This window comes from Devosia sp. FKR38 (genome assembly GCF_005222805.1).
GTDB lineage: Bacteria > Pseudomonadota > Alphaproteobacteria > Rhizobiales > Devosiaceae > Devosia.
The window spans coordinates 1,502,284-1,517,375 of the sequence record NZ_STGC01000005.1; the positions used below are offsets into that span (position 1 = coordinate 1,502,284).

The window sequence follows — 15,092 nt, forward strand, 5'->3', positions numbered from 1 at the left end:
GATTTCAACGCCTTAGCGGCGCATCCGGACTCAAAATGAGAGGCGCAACCACACGGTTGCGCCTCTTTTGTTTGCAGGCGACAGACGGCTCAGTGCCAGCTCTTGAGGCCCAGGAGCTTCTCGCCCAGCGGCGTCAGTCTGGCGGTGGTGGCGTTCTTCTTTTCCCAGTCGCGCGGATCGCCGGGGAAGGCATCGCGCTTGGGATGGTCGAGCTCGCGCCACAGGCGGATGCGCTCGGTGCGCTCGGCGGTATTGGCCTCATCGGCCGGGAACATCGAGATATATTGCGCCATGCGCACCCGCCCGTCGGAATGGTTGGGGCGCACGCCATGGGCCAGCAGGGTGTTGAAGATCATCAAATCACCCGCCTCCATCTCGATATTGGTGATGGTCAGGCCCGTGGTGTCGGGGTGCATCGGGTCGCGGTCGGCCGGCTGGGTCTTCACCCATTCCTCGAAATTGTAGAACAGCTCGGGAATGCACTGGAAGCCGCCGACGTCGCCATCCTGCTTGACCAGGCTCAGCACGCCCTGCACGCCAATGGGCAGCGGATCGAGCGAGGTGTCGCTGTCCCAATGGATGAAGCCATTGGGATTGCCCTTGACCTTCTTGGGGACGTTGAGATTGGCGCGATCGATACTGGTCCACAGCTCTTCCATGTCCCAGATGTCCACGAAGGCGTCATAGATGCGCTGCTCCATGCGGTTATCCCACAGGTACTGATGGTTGTAGATCTCCACCATCCCGGTGCCGTTGAGCTCCTTCATGATGTGATCGCGCCGCTGCGGCGCATACCAGGTGCTGGGGTCGGCCGGATTCTTTTCGTCAAATTCCCAGAGCAAGGCCTTGAGCCGCTCCACATTTTCCTGCGGAACCGCATTGCGAACAATCACATAGCCCTTGGTTATCCAGTGCTGCCAATCCTGCGGGCTCAGCACCCGCAGCGGCAGTTTCTTGACGATGTCCTTGAGCTGAGTGGTCACCACCTGGGTGGTTGGATGGCTGTCGCGTTTGGTGGCCGCCTGCATGTCTGTCTCCCATTTGCCTGCACCTGTGGCGCTTGTTGATGGGACCAGATTAGGCCGGATCGGGCAGCCTGACTTGCCCGCCCATGGCCAACACTGGTACTATTCTGGCGTTCAAGGGGATTGCTGCGCCACATGAAGCCCTATCTGGAGCATCTGACCACCGAAGACGGCGCCTCCTGGGCCCGGCTCAACCGGGCGCTGGACGATGGCATTCCCTTTCAATGGCATCACCATCCCGAGTTCGAGCTGACCCTGACGCTCAATTCCCAGGGCCAGCGCTATATCGGCGATCATATCGGCCGCTATGAGGATGGCGACCTGGTGCTGATCGGCCCCTATCTGCCGCACACCTGGCATTCGCTGGATCGTCCGCAGGCCGATGTGCCCCATACCGCGCTGGTCATGTGGTTTGAGGCGCAATGGGCGGAACGCCTGACCGCTAATGCCGAACTGGCCGGCGTTGCCGCCATGCTGGAGCGGGCGGCGACGGGCCTCGCCTTTTCGCGCGCGGCGGCAGAGCGCGTGCGGCCGCTGATCACCGAGCTCTTCACCCTGCCTGCGGTCGACCGCTTCCTGAGCCTCATCCGCGTGCTGACCCTGTTGGCCGAGGACCGGCAGGCCACCCCGCTGTCGGCGACGGCGCCAGGGTCGCCCCCGGCATCAGCCGACCGCCACCGCATCGACCGGGTGCTCACCCATATCCATGCCCATTTCGCCGAGCCGCTGTCGCTGACCACGCTGGCCGACATCGCCGCCCTCAGCGCGTCCGGGCTGCATCGCAGCTTCCTGCGCCACACGCGCCAGACGGTAACGCAATATCTGATCCGCCTGCGCATCGGCCGCGCCTGCGCGCTGCTCTCGTCCGACACCATGCCCATCGGCACCATCGCCGGCGCGGTGGGCTATGACTCGCTGGCCAATTTCAACCGCCAGTTCAAGGCGCTCAAGGGCATGACACCCAGCCGGTATCGCGCCAATTTCGCCTGATCGGGACGCGCTGAGGCCCGGTTCTCGGCCCCGGGCAACTGCCGATTTGTCCGAAGCTGTCTAGCGCAATTGCCAGCCGTGAGCCGCAATTTGCGCTTGCCGCCTGCCGCGCAATGTCTTTGTCTGGCGCCATGGCGGCACGACAGGATTGATATGACACTTCCGCAAGCCCTCTCCTTCCTGTTGATCGCCACCATGATGGTGGCTTTCGTCTGGGGACGGTGGCGCTATGACCTGGTGGCGATCTGTTCGCTGCTGGCTGGACTGGCCCTGGGCGTGATCGCGCCCGATGAGGCCTTCACCGGCTTTTCCGACGATATCGTGATTATTGTGGGCAGCGCGCTGGTGGTCAGCGCGGCCGTGTCCCGCTCCGGCATCATGGAAGTGGCCGTGCGCCGCTTTGCCCCCAATCTCTCCGGCCCGCGCGCGCAATTGCTGCTGCTGGTGACCGTGGTGGCGGTGCTGAGCGCCTTTGTGAAGAATATCGGCGCCTTGGCCATCATGATGCCCATCGCCTTCCAGATGGCGCGGCGCTCCAATGTCTCGCCCTCGCTGTTCCTGATGCCGATGTCCTTTGCCTCGCTGCTGGGCGGGCTGATGACCCAGATCGGCACCTCGCCCAATATCATCGTCTCGCGCGTACGCCTGGAGCTCACCGGCACGCCCTTCACCATGTTTGACTATACGCCCGTCGGCCTGGCGCTGACCGTGGTGGGGCTGATCTTCCTGGCGCTGTTCTATCGCCTGCTGCCTGAGCGCAAGCGCGAGAACACCGGGCTCGACAGCGCCGTCGAAATCAAGAACTACACCACCGAAGCCCGGGTGACCGATGAATCACCGGCCATCGGCAAGACCATTGGCGAAATCCAGTCGCTCGCCGACGGCCTGGCCATGGTGACGCGCATTGTCGGCAGCGGTGGCCGCCCGCGCACACCCCTGCCCGATGCCAAGCTGCGCGCCGGCGACATTCTGCTGATCGCCGGCGAACCCGAAGCGCTCGACAAGATGGTCAACCAATCCGGCCTGGTGTTCTCCGAGCGGCGCGGCGCCGCCACCAAAGACGCCGCCGATTTCGGCGTCATCGAAGCGGTGATCGGGGAAAGCTCGGGCCTGATCGGGGCCACCGCGCAGGAATTGACCCTGTTCGACCGCACCGGCCTCAACCTGCTGGCCGTCAGCCGCCGCGACGAGCGCTTCACCGAGCGCCTGGGCCAGATCCGCTTCCAGAATGGCGACGTCATCCTGATCCAGGGCCATATCAAGCGCCTGCCCGAACTGCTGCGCGAATGGGACTGCCTGCCTCTGGTGGAGCGCGGCCTGCGCCTGGGCAGCATCCGCGGCGGGCTGCTGCCGCTGGTGATTCTGGCGGTCGCCATGGGCGCCACGGCGCTGGGCATCGTGCCGGTCGCGCCGGCCTTTTTTGCCGCTGCTGCTGCCATGGTGCTGTTCCGCGCCCTGCCCCTGCGCGACCTTTATTCACAGATCGACGGCCCCATCCTGATCATGCTCGCCTGCCTGATCCCGGTGTCGGACTCGCTGCGCACCACCGGCGCCAGCGAACTGGTGGCCAATTGGCTCTCCATGACCGCCAGCACCATGCCCGGCTGGGGCGCGCTGGCCCTGATCATGGTCGCGGCCATGGCCGTGACGCCCTTTCTCAACAATGCCGCCACCGTGCTGGTCATGGCGCCGATTGCCGCGACCTTTGCCACCGACCTCGGCTACAAGCCCGAAGCCTTCCTGCTGGCGGTGGCCATCGGCGCCGGCTGCGACTTCCTCACGCCCATCGGCCACCAGTGCAACACGCTGGTGATGGGCCCGGGCGGCTACAAATTCGGCGACTACTGGCGCCTGGGGGCGCCGCTGTCGTTTATCGTCGTGCTCGTGGCCGTGCCCATGCTGATGCTCGTCTGGCCGTTCTGAGCGCGCCATGCACAGCACGCACACCATCGCCCTGCCGAACCGTTCGCCGCTGATCCTGGGCCGCACTGCCCTGGTGATGGGCATTCTCAATGTCACGCCGGACAGTTTTTCCGACGGCGGCCGCCATGCCGGTGTCGAGCTGGCCCGCGCCCATGCCCGGCAGATGATCGCCGAAGGCGCCGATATCCTCGACATTGGCGGGGAAAGCACCCGCCCCGGCGCCGCGCCGGTGGGCGTGCAGGAAGAGCTCGACCGCGTCATGCCGGTGCTCGACGCGCTGCGCGCCGATGGCGTCGACCTGCCCATCTCCATCGACACCTATAAGCCCCTGGTGGCCGACCAGGCCATCCAGGCGGGCGCCAGCATCATCAACGACGTCCATGGCCTGCAGGGCGCGCCGGAAATGGCCGAGATCGCCGCCCTGCATAAGGTGCCGGTCATCGCCATGCACTGGCAGCGGGCGGCCACCGAGGCCGCTTCGCTGGCCGAAGCCATGCAGGCCTATTTCACCGACAGCATCGCTATTGCCGAAGCAGCCGGCCTCCAGCGCGACCGTCTGATCGCCGACCCCGGCTTTGGCTTCGGCAAGTCGCTGGCCGAAAACTATGCTCTGCTCAATGATCTCACCGCCGCATGTCCGCCCGGCATGCCGATCCTGGTGGGCACCTCGCGCAAGTCGATGATCGGCAAATTGCTGGGCAATCAGGCCGATGAGCGGCTGGCCGGGACCATCGCCACGACGGTGCTGGGCTATCTGCGCGGCGGCCACATCTTCCGCGTGCATGATGTGCGCGCCAATCGCGACGCCCTTCGCGTGGCCGAGGCAACGCTGTATGGTCCGCCCGCACAACTGGGGTAAGCCCGCATGACCGAGCCATTCACCGGCGACCGTATCATCCTGAAAGACTTGGGCTTTTACGGGTTCCACGGCGTCTTTGCCGAGGAGGCCAAGCTCGGCCAGCGATTCTTCATCGATCTCGAGCTGGGCGCCGACCTCACCGCGCCCGCCACCACCGACAAGCTCAGCACCGGCATTTCCTATGCCGATATCTATGATGTGGTCAAAGCTGCCTTCGAGGGGCAGCGCATGCACCTGCTCGAGGCGGTGGCCAACAATATCGTTGAGGCGATCTTTGCGGCTTTCCCTGCCGTGAGCTGGATCATCATCCGCCTGCGCAAGCCGGAGGCGCCCATTGCCATGGTGCGGGGCGAGGCGGCCATTGAGCTGCACCGTCAGCGGAAGGCCGCGTGATGGCGCGGGCCTGGCTCAGCCTTGGCGCCAATATCGGCGATCCACGCGGTCAATTGGTCGAGGCGGTGAGCCGGCTGGACGCCCATGCCGATATCACCGTGGTGCAGCAATCCTCGGTGCTGACCACCAAGCCCTGGGGCAAGACCGACCAGCCCGACTTTGCCAATATGGCGCTGGCCATTGAGACGAGCCTGGCGCCCATCGACCTGCTCGACGCCGTGCTCGGCATCGAGCGCGCCATGGGCCGCGTGCGCAAGGAAGTCTGGGGCCCCCGGCTGATCGATATCGACATCATCGCCTATGAGGGCGTGCGCATGAAGTCCGAGCGGCTGACCTTGCCGCATCCCTATGCGCATGAACGCGATTTCGTGCTGGTGCCGCTCGGCGAGATCGTCGAGGACGTGACGGCGCTGGTGGCGCCGACCGACTAGGCGCGCAGGGCCTCGAGCACGGCCACGGCCGTGTCGAACTCATTGCGGCGCATGGCGCGGCGTTCGGCGGCTTCCTCGTCCTGGCCCCACAGGGAAATCTGGTAGTCCTCGTCGAGATGCGCGGCCGCCCAGACCTGGTCGGGTGTCAGCAGCTTGTGCCAATAGCCCAGCGTCAGCAGGCCCGAACCGGTGAGGCCGGTGACCGACACCATGGCGGTGAGGGTGAAGAGATTTTCGCTTTCCAGCACTTCAGCCAGGCGATCGAGCGTCGGCTGCGGCTGCGGCTGGTGGATGACGCCAAAGGTCGGCTGGAAGCTGACGCCAAAGTGGCGGGCAATGCTGGTCAGCGCCCGATCCCACACCAGCTCCTGCTCGGACACCAGTTCCTGCGGCGACTCAGCGCGATAGAGCAGCAGGTCATTGGCGGCAAATTTGACGATCTCGGCGCGGAAGGCCGGCACATTGTCGTCGCCGCTTTCGACGGCCGAATTGATCAGCCGCACGGTGGGCATGGTGGCCGGATTGATGAACTCGCCCTGCCCGAGCCATTCCTCGGCCATGGTGGTGGCAATGGCTGCCGCCGGCACGACGACCGGGATCTTGCGGCCCGGCGTGCGGACCTGACGCCCATCAAGGGTAACGGTGAAGCCGGCCTCGACGGGCGCGACGCCGACGTCCTTGTAGAAGCGCTTGGGCAGCTCGACCTTGTTGAGGTGCTGCGCCCGGCCGTAGCCGTCGTCCAGATGCTTCTGGATGTCTTCGAGCTGGTCGCGCATGGCTTACTCCACGAGTTGACGGATGGCGCCGTCGAGCTGGTCATAGCGGTCGATCATGGTGCTGGCGCCCGCCGCGATCAATTCGCGCGGGTCGTGATAGCCCCAGGTGACGCCGATGGTGCGGGTGCCGGCAGCCACGCCCATGTCGATATCAAAGGTGGTGTCGCCGATAATGATGGTCTGGTCCGGCGTCGCGCCGGTTTCGGCCATGGCGCGCAGCAGCATGCCGGGATGCGGCTTGCTGGGATTGTGGTCCGGCGTCTGCAGCGTGGTGAAATAGTTCGACACGCCATGCAGCGCCAAGAGGCGGTGGACACCGTTGAGGCCCTTGCCGGTGGCAATGCCCATTATGACGTCCTCGCGGGCATTGAGGCGCTGCAGGGCCTCCAGCGTACCCGGAAACAGCCCCTCACGGCCCGCATCGGTGACCACCGAGGCGCGATAATGCGCGCGATAGGTTTCGACCAGTTGGTCGATCAGTACGGTGTCGTCGGTCCCGGCCAGCCGCGCCATGGCGATGGGCAGCGACAGCCCGATGACCCGGCGGCCCTCTTCCGGCGTCGGCGCGACCAGGCCCAGGCTGCGGAAGGTGGCTGCCATATGTTCGGTGATGAGCGCCTGCGAGTCGATCAGCGTCCCATCCATGTCGAACATGACAAGGATCATGCGCCGTCCTCGGGGTCGCCGCTGACGTCGTAGCGATCCGGATCAAAGCCCAGCGTTTCAAAGCTGTGGCGCATATGCGGCGGCAGCGGCGCGGAGATATCGAGGCGCTGGCCATTGCGCAGCGGAATGGCAATGCGGCGGGCATGCAGGTGCAGCCCGTAGCTCAGGCCCGGGGCGCCCTGCCAGTTCTCGATGTTGAAGTAGCGCGGGTCGCCGATGATCGGCGTGCCGAGCTGGGCCATGTGCACGCGCAACTGGTGCGTGCGGCCGGTGACCGGCTTGAGCGTGACCCAGGCAAAGCGCCGGCTGGCCGTATCGGTGGTCGAATAATAGCTCATCGAGTGCTGCGCGCCCGGCGTGCCATTCTTGACCACGATCATCTGCTCGCCATCGTCGGTGGACTGGCGCGCCAGGAAGCACGAGATTTCGCCCTGCGGCGGATGCGGATTGCCCGCGACAATGGCCCAATAGATCTTGCGGGCCGAGCGCGAGCGGAACACCGCGCCGAAATGGCTGGCGGCCGCCTTGGTCTTGGCGACGATCAGGCAGCCGGAGGTATCGCGGTCGAGGCGATGAACGAGGCGCGGCGGCTCGCCCTTCTTGTTGGGCAGGCTCTTGAGCATGCCGTCGAGATGCCGCTTGGTGCCCGTACCGCCCTGCACGGCCAGGCCATGCGGCTTGTTGAGCACATAGATGTCGTCATCTTCATAGATGATCATGTCGGCGATCAGCCGGGCATCCTCGTCATTGACCTTGACCGGCTTGACCGTGTCGGGATCGTCAATGGGCGGAATGCGCACCACCTGCCCAGGCGACAGCCGCGTGCTGGTGGTGACCTTGGCCTTGTCGACCTTGACCTCGCCATTACGGATCAGCTTTTGCAGCCGGCCAAAGCCGAGCTGGGGGAAATGATGGGCAAACCAGCGATCCAGACGCATGCCGTCTTCGTCGCTCTCTACCTGCCGCTGTTGAACGCCACTCATGCCACGCCTCGGGTCACCAAAAGCCCGAGATAAAGCCCAATGAGACAAACCACAACCGACAACAGCACATAGGCCCCCGCCTGAATCACCTCGCCGCGCTCGATCAGCACGATGGTGTCGAGCGAAAACGACGAAAATGTCGTGAAGCCGCCCAAGACGCCAACCGCCAGAAACAGCCGCAGCTCGGCCTGTTGCGGCGGCATGAAGCGGGACAACAGGCCAATCAGCACGCCCATGAGCACCGAGCCGATGATGTTGATCAACAGCGTCGCCAGCGGGAAGTCCATGGGAAAGAAGCGGCCGACCAGCGAAGCCAGCCCATAGCGGCTCATGGCACCCAGGGCGCCACCGGCGCCAACGAGAACAAAGGGAAACATCACAGAGGCTCCGACGGGGAGGATGGTTTAGGCGACACTGGCGCTACGGCGAAGGACAGGCGCAGTCCGGAAAGAGCGGGCCTCATTCCCGGTTCTCCCGCTTGGCAGCGCGCAGGCGCTCGAAATAATCGATGCGCTTGCGATAGTCGCGCTCGCTGCCGCGCTCGACCGGCTCGTAGAATTTCTGCCGGCCGATGCTCTCGGGGAAATACTCCTGGCCGGAAAAGCCCTCGGGCGTATCGTGGTCATAGATATAGCCATCGCCATAGCCGCTTCCCTTCATCAGCTTGGTGGGGGCATTGAGGATGACCATGGGCGGCATGGGCGAGCCGGTGGATTTGGCAACGCCACTGGCGGCCTTGAAGGCGGTGTAGACGGCGTTGGACTTGGGCGCGAGGGCGAGATAGACCACAACCTGCGCCAGGGCCAGCTCGCCCTCGGGCGAGCCCAGCATCTGGAAGGCATCGCGCGCGGCAACGGCCTGCGGCAGCGCCTGCGGATCGGCCAGCCCCACATCTTCGACCGCCATGCGGATCAGCCGGCGGGCGAGGAACAGCGGATCCTCGCCCGCATCGAGCATGCGGGCGAAATAATAGAGCGCGGCATCGGGATCGGAGCCGCGGATGGTCTTGTGCAGCGCCGAGATCAGATTGTAGTGCCCGTCCTGCGCCTTGTCATAGATCGGCGCACGGCGCTGCACGACGGTCAGGAGCCCCGCCGCGTCCAGCGTCTCGTCCTGCCGCACCGAGGCCAGTACCTCTTCCACCAGGCCCAACAGGGCCCGCCCGTCGCCATCGGCCAGGGTCAGCAGCAATTGCCGCGCCTCCGGATCAAGCGGCAGCGCCGCCCCGGTCAGCGCCTCGGCCCGGGCGACCAGCTTTTCCAGATCCTCGGCCGACAGCGACTCAAAGCGCAGCACCTGGCTGCGCGACAGCAGAGCGGCATTGAGCTCGAAGCTCGGGTTTTCAGTCGTGGCGCCGACCAGCACCACGGTGCCGTCTTCCATCACCGGCAGGAAGCCATCCTGCTGCGCACGGTTGAAGCGATGGATCTCATCGACAAACAGCAGCGTCTTGTGGCCGCTGAGGCGCTCGAAGCGGGCCTTCTCGAACGCCTTCTTGAGATCGGCAACGCCGGAGAACACCGCCGAGATCTGCTCGAAGGTATAGCCGATCTGGTCGGCCAGCAGCCGCGCCACGGTGGTTTTGCCGGTGCCGGGCGGCCCCCACAGGATCAGCGAGCCCAGCCGGCCCGAGGCGATCATGCGGCGCAACGTGCCATTGGGGCCCAGCAAATGGCTCTGCCCGATCACCTGGTCGAGCGAGCGCGGCCGCAACTGATCGGCCAGCGGCCGGGCGGCATCGGCTTCAACGGCGCTTTCGGGATCAGGAGCGAATAGGTCTGCCATGCCGGATCATCGGTTCTTGGACACTGCTCCTGCCTAGGCCAGCCCGGCGCGGGGAGCAAGGGCAGAGGGCTCTGCCCGGTGCAAATCCCCTGCCCGGCTCTCCATCAACAATGGCACAGCGTGCTGCCGCAGACTGTCAGCAGGCCAGCATTAGGACGGAGGCATCAACACACTCTGGGAGCTGACCACCATGTTCGACCACTTTGGCATCACCGTCCGCGATTTTGACCGCGCCCGCCAATTCTACGATGCGGCGCTGGCGCCACTGGGCTCGAGCTTCCTCGTGCAGGTGCCCGCCGAATATACCAATGGCGTCAAGGTCGGCGGCTATGGCCAGACTGGCCCGGCCTTCTGGCTGACTGAAGGCGAAGCACAGCGCCCGATCGTTCACATTGCCTTTGCCGCCAAGACGCGCGCCGAAGTCGATGCCTTCTATGCCGCCGCCATGGCCGCCGGCGGCACCGACAATGGCAAGCCGGGCCTGCGCCCGCATTACCACGCCACCTACTACGGCGCCTTCGTGCTCGACCCGGATGGCAACAATATCGAAGCGGTCTGCCACGCCCCGGAATAGGCTGGTCGATCAGGGCTGGCGCATCAAATACCCCTCCGGCGCGAGGCGTCGGAGGGGGAGACGACGGCGCTAGCCGCTGATGATGCTGCGGGTGACGCGGCCGTCGCGCTGCAGGATGATCTGCCAGGTGCGGACGCGCTGGCCAGCGGTCTGGGCGAAGGCCTTGGCGCTGTCCATGGCGGTGTCGTTGAGCTGGAGGATGATGTCATCGACCTTAAGGCCCATGGCTTCGGCCGGGCTATTGGGCGCCACCTCGGTGACGATGATGCCCTTGGCGTCATAGGCCAGGCCCTTGACCTCGGCCAGGGCCGGATCGAGCTGGCGCACGGTGGTGCCGGCAAAGCGGGAATCCCCGGTGATGGTGGCCGTGGTATTGGCATCGGGCACGGGCGCGGCTTCGACAGTGAAATCAACCGACTCGCTGCTTCCGTTGCGCAGGCGCTCGAGCTTGACCGATTGCCCGATGGGCTTGGTGGCCAGGCGGAAGTTGAAGGCGCTGGGATCGTCGATCGCCACGCCATCCACGCTCATCACCACATCGCCCGAGGCAAAGCCGGCGCGGGCCGCCGGGCCATCAGGGGCCACTTCGGTGATCAGCGCGCCATGCGGGGCAGCCATGGCAAGGCTGGCGGCGATATCGGCGGTGACCGCCTGCATCTTGGCACCAAACCAGGGGCGCACGATCTGCCCGCCCGACACGCCCGCTTCGGCCACCAGCTTGGCCATATTGGCCGGAATGGCAAAGCCGATGCCCACCGAGCCGCCGGACTGCGAATAGATGGCGGTATTGATGCCCACCAGATGCCCGGCCATGTCGACCAGGGCACCGCCCGAATTGCCCGGATTGATGGCGGCATCGGTCTGGATGAAGAACTCATAATCCGAGCGCTCGACGCCGGTGCGCGCCAGGGCCGAGACAATGCCGCTGGTGACGGTCTGGCCGACGCCAAAGGGATTGCCGATAGCCAGCACCAGATCACCCACCTCAAGCGCATCGGAATCGGCAAAGGTGATGGCCGGGAATTGCGCATCGCCCGGATCGCGCACGCGCAGCACCGCCAGATCGGTCTGGGCATCCTCGATGACGATGTCGACGGCGAACTCGCGCCCGTCCGAGAGGGCAATGCGCACGTCGGTGGCGCCCTCGATGACATGGCGATTGGTCAGGATGACGCCGCCGGCATCCACGATCACGCCCGAGCCCAGCGATTGCGACTCGCGCGGCCGGCTCTGAAACTGCCCCTCGCCGAAGAAGCGCGAGAAAAAGGGATCATTGGCAAAGGGCGAGGCCGACTGCTGCTCGATGCGGGTGGCATAGACATTGACCACCGAGGGCGACACGGCTTTGACCACCGGGGCGAAGCTGAGCTTGATCTGGCTGTCGCTCTGCGGCACGGCGCTGTCGGTGAGCGCTGGCGCGGCAACCACGGCCTGGGCCTGGCTGGGGGCATTCCACGGCGAAAAGGCCAGTGTGCCCCCCACAGCCATGGCCGCCACGACGGCACCCGAGATCACAAACGCGCGGTACGACATTCACCCAACTCCGGCCAATGCAAAGGCCGTCCGAGCGGCCCTGATGGCGTCCACGCAAACGCCCGGATTCAGGCACGAAAATGGCGTCATGCAAGCGTCGTATTTTCTCGCCAAATAAACGTTTGCGCGAGGGGGCACACGGCCCTATATGCAGCGCTCGTTTTCCGCACTTCTCCCAGCCCGAAAGGCCAGTCGTCCATGACCACCGAGCCGAAGCACGTTTACCCGAACACCTCCGCCCTGATCGCGGCGGAAGCGCCGGATTTCCCGGCATTCCTGTTCTCCGAACGCGAGCTGCATCGGGCGACAAAGGTCTTCAAGAAGGGCTTTGACGGCCTGCTGACCTACGCCGTCAAGTGCAACCCCTCGCCCCACATCATCGCCCAGCTGCATCGCGAAGGTTTGAAGGCCTTCGACGTGGCCTCCAACACCGAGATGGAACTGGTGCGCGACCATGCGCCGGGCGCGGTGATGCACTACAACAACCCCATCAAGAACAAGCGCGAGATCGCCCGCGCCTACGAAGAATTCGGCGTGCGCAGCTTCACCATCGACCATCCCCAGCAGCTCGACCAGCTGGCGGCCGTGGTGTCGCCCAGCCGCGACGTCGAGGTGACCACCCGCTTCAAGGCCGGCAAGGCGCTCAAGTCCTATGACTTCGGCATCAAGTTCGGCGTCATGGAACAGGGCGCGGCCGAAATCGTCGCCGCCGTCGAGACCATGGGCTATACGCCGAGCCTGTGCTTCCACGTCGGCAGCCAGTGTGAAGACGCCTATGCCTATGAGCGCCACATCGCGGCAGCCGCGCGTATCGTTGACGAGGCCGGCATCGAGCTCAAGCGCCTCAATATCGGCGGCGGCTATCCGGCCCCCTACCCGACCAGCGAAGCCCCGCCGATGGACTATTACTTCGAGACCATTGCCACGGCGGTGAACGATCACTTCGGCGAAAAGCGCAAGCCCGAGCTCATCATCGAGCCCGGCCGCGCCCTGGTGACCAGCTCGACCTCGCTTCTGCTGCGCGTCAAGCATCAGCGCGGCGGCCAGTCAGTCTATGTCAATGACGGCGCCTATGGCAGCCTGATGGAAGTCAAATTCATGCACTTCACCCCGCCGGTGCGCGTCTGGCGCGGCCCGCGCCTGCATGACAATGACCAGGAATTCTCCGACTTCACCGTCTGGGGCCCGACCTGCGACAGCTATGACGTGCTGCCCCAGGTGTTCACCCTGCCGGCCGATATCGATGAGGACGACTGGATCGAGTTCGGCCTGATGGGCGCCTATACCCAGGCTTCGCTGACCCCGTTCAACGGCTTTGACCGCCGCGACCAGTATTGGGTGGAAGACGCCTATACCGGCAAGGACCAGCAGCCCGAATAATCCGGCTGATCCTGCACCGCTCTGAGATCCCCGCTCCGGCGGGGATTTTCGTCTCTGCCATTGAGCGTTTCCAGCAGAAGTGGACACCACTTTTGCGGTTCGGAGACGTGACCAACCATGACTTTAGCGCCTTTTCCACCCCGATCCCCCCTTTATATCGGAACTGAAAATGCAGACCATTCCGCCTCTGGCCGATCTCGGCCGCCGCATCATGATCCTGGGCCCGACCAATTCCGGCAAATCGACGCTGGCTGATGCCATGGCGCGCAAGCTGGGCATAGAAGCCATCCATCTCGACGTGTTCAGCCATATCCCCGGCACAAACTGGGTGCCGCGCGACAAGGCCGAATTCCGCGCGCTGCATGATGCAGCGACCCTGGAGGACGCCTGGGTGATGGACGGCAACTACACCGACATCATGCCGCAGCGCTTTGCCCGCGCCACCGGCGTCATCGTCATCGATGACCATTTTCTCAAACGCTATGTCCGCTATTTCCGCCGCACGCTGTTCCAGAAGCAGCGCGTGGGCGCCCTGCCCGGCAGCCGCGACAGCGTGAAGTGGTTGATGATCAACTGGATCTGGAAGACACGCAATGCCGGCAAATACCGGCGCATGGCAGCCGAGAGCGGCTTGCCCAGCGTGATCTGTCACAGCCTGAAAGACGTGAATGCCCTCTATGCCGCCTGGGCCCTGCCCCCGCTGCGCTAGCCCCGCTCGCCGGCCTGGCGCAAGGCGAGCAGGGTCGATGCACTGGCCAGGATCGCCTCGCGCGCCGGCAGCAAGGGCCGGCCCAGCAGATGCTCGATCTTGTCATGTGCATAGTGCTTTTCGTGGCCAAGATCCTCATAGACCGTGCGCAGCGGCCCGCCCAGACGTGCCAGCAACCGCACCAGCCAATCGGGCAGGAATGGCGCCAGCACCGGATGATCGGGAAAGGCGCTGCGCAGCAGGCTGGCGACCTCGGGCATGCGGACATAGTCCGAAGCCACCATATAGCGCTGCCCCACGGCCGCAGGCTTCTGCAGCGCCGCCACATGGGCCGCCGCGACATCGCGCACATCCACCACCGAAAAGCCGCTGCTCGGCATGGCCGGACCGGTGCCGATCAGCATGGCAGCCAGCATGCCCACCGTGGCGCTGTAATCATCATCCAGCACGGGCCCGAGGATGGCGCTGGGCAGAATAGTGGTCAGATCCAGCGGCAGTACGCGCGCCAGGGCCCAGGCGGTGCGCTCGGCATTGGTCTTGGCGATGTGAAAGGCACTGGGCACCCGCATGCCGGAGAGATTGGTGTAATCGGCCTCGGTGTAGGTGTGCACGCCCGAGCGCTGCCCATGGCCATAGGCCGCCGCAGCGACCGACGAGGTCATGATCACCCGCCGCACCCCGGCCATGCCGGCAAAGCGCAGCACGCGCTCGGTGCCCCCAACGGCGGCATCCATATATTTCGCCCGGTCCCGCGGCTCGACACGCAGCACGGGGGCAGCGATATGCATGACCGCATCGACCCGCAGCATGGCCTTGGCCCAGCCATAGTCGAGCAGCAGGTTGAGTTTGACGAAGCTGAGACGATAGAGCACGTCCTCGCCCAGCTGCGACACCACGGCCCGCCGCACAGCCTCGGCTTTTTCCTCAGACCGTACGCTGCCGCGCACCGAATAGCCGGCTCGCAGCAAGGCGATCACGGTCCACTTGCCGACAAACCCGCTCGCGCCGGTCACCAGCACCAAATCTGACGGCATCGTCACTCCAGCCCCAAACACAAAGCGGCCA

General features: G+C 65.0%; 16 protein-coding genes. 8 read left to right on the forward strand and 8 right to left on the reverse strand.

Annotated features, from left to right (window positions below; genetic code table 11):
* Positions 1-89: 89 nt before the first annotated feature.
* Positions 90-1,028 (reverse strand): phytanoyl-CoA dioxygenase family protein, encoded by a 939-nt coding sequence (locus E8M79_RS12185; RefSeq protein ID WP_137152161.1) that lies wholly within the window; start codon positions 1,026-1,028, stop codon positions 90-92.
* A gap of 132 nt (positions 1,029-1,160) precedes the next feature.
* Between E8M79_RS12185 and E8M79_RS12190 the strand changes: the two genes are divergently transcribed.
* From E8M79_RS12190 to folK, 5 genes are all read left to right on the forward strand, one after another.
* Positions 1,161-2,015 (forward strand): AraC family transcriptional regulator, encoded by an 855-nt coding sequence (locus tag E8M79_RS12190; protein WP_137152162.1) that lies wholly within the window; start codon positions 1,161-1,163, stop codon positions 2,013-2,015.
* Between the two features lie 153 nt (positions 2,016-2,168).
* A complete protein-coding gene (locus E8M79_RS12195) occupies positions 2,169-3,938 on the forward strand; it encodes an SLC13 family permease (protein WP_137152163.1) in 1,770 nt (589 codons plus the stop codon).
* Positions 3,939-3,945: 7 nt separating this feature from the next.
* Entirely contained in the window at positions 3,946-4,797 is an 852-nt protein-coding gene (gene folP / locus E8M79_RS12200; protein ID WP_137152164.1) for a dihydropteroate synthase, read from the forward strand.
* Positions 4,798-4,803: 6 nt separating this feature from the next.
* Entirely contained in the window at positions 4,804-5,190 is a 387-nt protein-coding gene (gene folB, locus E8M79_RS12205) for a dihydroneopterin aldolase (protein WP_137152165.1), read from the forward strand.
* The gene (folK, locus tag E8M79_RS12210; protein ID WP_137152166.1) at positions 5,190-5,621 is read left to right on the forward strand and encodes a 2-amino-4-hydroxy-6-hydroxymethyldihydropteridine diphosphokinase; all 432 of its coding nucleotides are present in this window, start codon (positions 5,190-5,192) and stop codon (positions 5,619-5,621) included. The genes folB and folK overlap by 1 nt, the downstream gene beginning before the upstream one ends.
* On the opposite strand, the gene E8M79_RS12215 is transcribed toward folK, so the two are convergent.
* From E8M79_RS12215 to E8M79_RS12235, 5 genes are all read right to left on the reverse strand, one after another.
* Positions 5,618-6,397, reverse strand: a complete 780-nt coding sequence (locus tag E8M79_RS12215; RefSeq protein WP_137152167.1) for an ATP12 family protein — start codon at positions 6,395-6,397, stop codon at positions 5,618-5,620. The genes folK and E8M79_RS12215 overlap by 4 nt on opposite strands.
* 3 nt (positions 6,398-6,400) lie before the next feature.
* Positions 6,401-7,063, reverse strand: a complete 663-nt coding sequence (locus E8M79_RS12220; RefSeq protein ID WP_137152168.1) for an HAD-IA family hydrolase — start codon at positions 7,061-7,063, stop codon at positions 6,401-6,403.
* Complete coding sequence (locus E8M79_RS12225; protein WP_137152169.1) at positions 7,060-8,046, reverse strand: RluA family pseudouridine synthase; 987 nt, start codon at positions 8,044-8,046, stop codon at positions 7,060-7,062. The genes E8M79_RS12220 and E8M79_RS12225 overlap by 4 nt, the downstream gene beginning before the upstream one ends.
* Complete coding sequence (gene crcB / locus E8M79_RS12230; protein WP_137152170.1) at positions 8,043-8,423, reverse strand: fluoride efflux transporter CrcB; 381 nt, start codon at positions 8,421-8,423, stop codon at positions 8,043-8,045. Before crcB ends, E8M79_RS12225 begins: the two co-directional genes overlap by 4 nt.
* 82 nt (positions 8,424-8,505) lie before the next feature.
* A complete protein-coding gene (locus tag E8M79_RS12235; protein WP_137152171.1) occupies positions 8,506-9,831 on the reverse strand; it encodes a replication-associated recombination protein A in 1,326 nt (441 codons plus the stop codon).
* A gap of 190 nt (positions 9,832-10,021) precedes the next feature.
* Between E8M79_RS12235 and E8M79_RS12240 the strand changes: the two genes are divergently transcribed.
* A complete protein-coding gene (locus tag E8M79_RS12240; RefSeq protein WP_137152172.1) occupies positions 10,022-10,405 on the forward strand; it encodes a VOC family protein in 384 nt (127 codons plus the stop codon).
* A gap of 69 nt (positions 10,406-10,474) precedes the next feature.
* On the opposite strand, the gene E8M79_RS12245 is transcribed toward E8M79_RS12240, so the two are convergent.
* Positions 10,475-11,938 (reverse strand): Do family serine endopeptidase, encoded by a 1,464-nt coding sequence (locus E8M79_RS12245; protein WP_171015842.1) that lies wholly within the window; start codon positions 11,936-11,938, stop codon positions 10,475-10,477.
* 198 nt (positions 11,939-12,136) lie between these two features.
* Between E8M79_RS12245 and E8M79_RS12250 the strand changes: the two genes are divergently transcribed.
* Both E8M79_RS12250 and E8M79_RS12255 read left to right on the forward strand, forming a co-directional pair.
* Positions 12,137-13,318: a type III PLP-dependent enzyme gene (locus tag E8M79_RS12250; protein ID WP_137152173.1), complete on the forward strand. Its 1,182-nt coding sequence runs from the start codon at positions 12,137-12,139 to the stop codon at positions 13,316-13,318.
* Positions 13,319-13,487: 169 nt separating this feature from the next.
* On the forward strand, positions 13,488-14,027 hold the full coding sequence (locus E8M79_RS12255; RefSeq protein WP_248304981.1) for an AAA family ATPase: 540 nt from the start codon (positions 13,488-13,490) through the stop codon (positions 14,025-14,027).
* Here E8M79_RS12255 and E8M79_RS12260 read toward each other — a convergent pair.
* Positions 14,024-15,061: an NAD-dependent epimerase/dehydratase family protein gene (locus E8M79_RS12260; RefSeq protein WP_137152174.1), complete on the reverse strand. Its 1,038-nt coding sequence runs from the start codon at positions 15,059-15,061 to the stop codon at positions 14,024-14,026. The two genes, E8M79_RS12255 and E8M79_RS12260, sit on opposite strands and share 4 nt — an antisense overlap.
* Positions 15,062-15,092: the final 31 nt, after the last annotated feature.

Bases quoted from the DNA above. Each gene is read 5' to 3' on its own strand.
- E8M79_RS12220 (WP_137152168.1), bottom strand. From the start codon at position 7,063: ATGATCCTTGTCATGTTCGACATGGATGGGACGCTGATCGACTCGCAG.
- E8M79_RS12190 (WP_137152162.1), top strand. From the start codon at position 1,161: ATGAAGCCCTATCTGGAGCATCTGACCACCGAAGACGGCGCCTCCTGG.
- E8M79_RS12245 (WP_171015842.1), bottom strand. From the start codon at position 11,938: ATGTCGTACCGCGCGTTTGTGATCTCGGGTGCCGTCGTGGCGGCCATG.
- E8M79_RS12225 (WP_137152169.1), bottom strand. From the start codon at position 8,046: ATGAGTGGCGTTCAACAGCGGCAGGTAGAGAGCGACGAAGACGGCATG.
- E8M79_RS12260 (WP_137152174.1), bottom strand. From the start codon at position 15,061: ATGCCGTCAGATTTGGTGCTGGTGACCGGCGCGAGCGGGTTTGTCGGC.
- E8M79_RS12215 (WP_137152167.1), bottom strand. From the start codon at position 6,397: ATGCGCGACCAGCTCGAAGACATCCAGAAGCATCTGGACGACGGCTAC.
- E8M79_RS12195 (WP_137152163.1), top strand. From the start codon at position 2,169: ATGACACTTCCGCAAGCCCTCTCCTTCCTGTTGATCGCCACCATGATG.
- E8M79_RS12240 (WP_137152172.1), top strand. From the start codon at position 10,022: ATGTTCGACCACTTTGGCATCACCGTCCGCGATTTTGACCGCGCCCGC.
- crcB (WP_137152170.1), bottom strand. From the start codon at position 8,423: ATGTTTCCCTTTGTTCTCGTTGGCGCCGGTGGCGCCCTGGGTGCCATG.
- folB (WP_137152165.1), top strand. From the start codon at position 4,804: ATGACCGAGCCATTCACCGGCGACCGTATCATCCTGAAAGACTTGGGC.
- E8M79_RS12250 (WP_137152173.1), top strand. From the start codon at position 12,137: ATGACCACCGAGCCGAAGCACGTTTACCCGAACACCTCCGCCCTGATC.
- folK (WP_137152166.1), top strand. From the start codon at position 5,190: ATGGCGCGGGCCTGGCTCAGCCTTGGCGCCAATATCGGCGATCCACGC.
- E8M79_RS12235 (WP_137152171.1), bottom strand. From the start codon at position 9,831: ATGGCAGACCTATTCGCTCCTGATCCCGAAAGCGCCGTTGAAGCCGAT.
- E8M79_RS12255 (WP_248304981.1), top strand. From the start codon at position 13,488: ATGCAGACCATTCCGCCTCTGGCCGATCTCGGCCGCCGCATCATGATC.
- E8M79_RS12185 (WP_137152161.1), bottom strand. From the start codon at position 1,028: ATGCAGGCGGCCACCAAACGCGACAGCCATCCAACCACCCAGGTGGTG.
- folP (WP_137152164.1), top strand. From the start codon at position 3,946: ATGCACAGCACGCACACCATCGCCCTGCCGAACCGTTCGCCGCTGATC.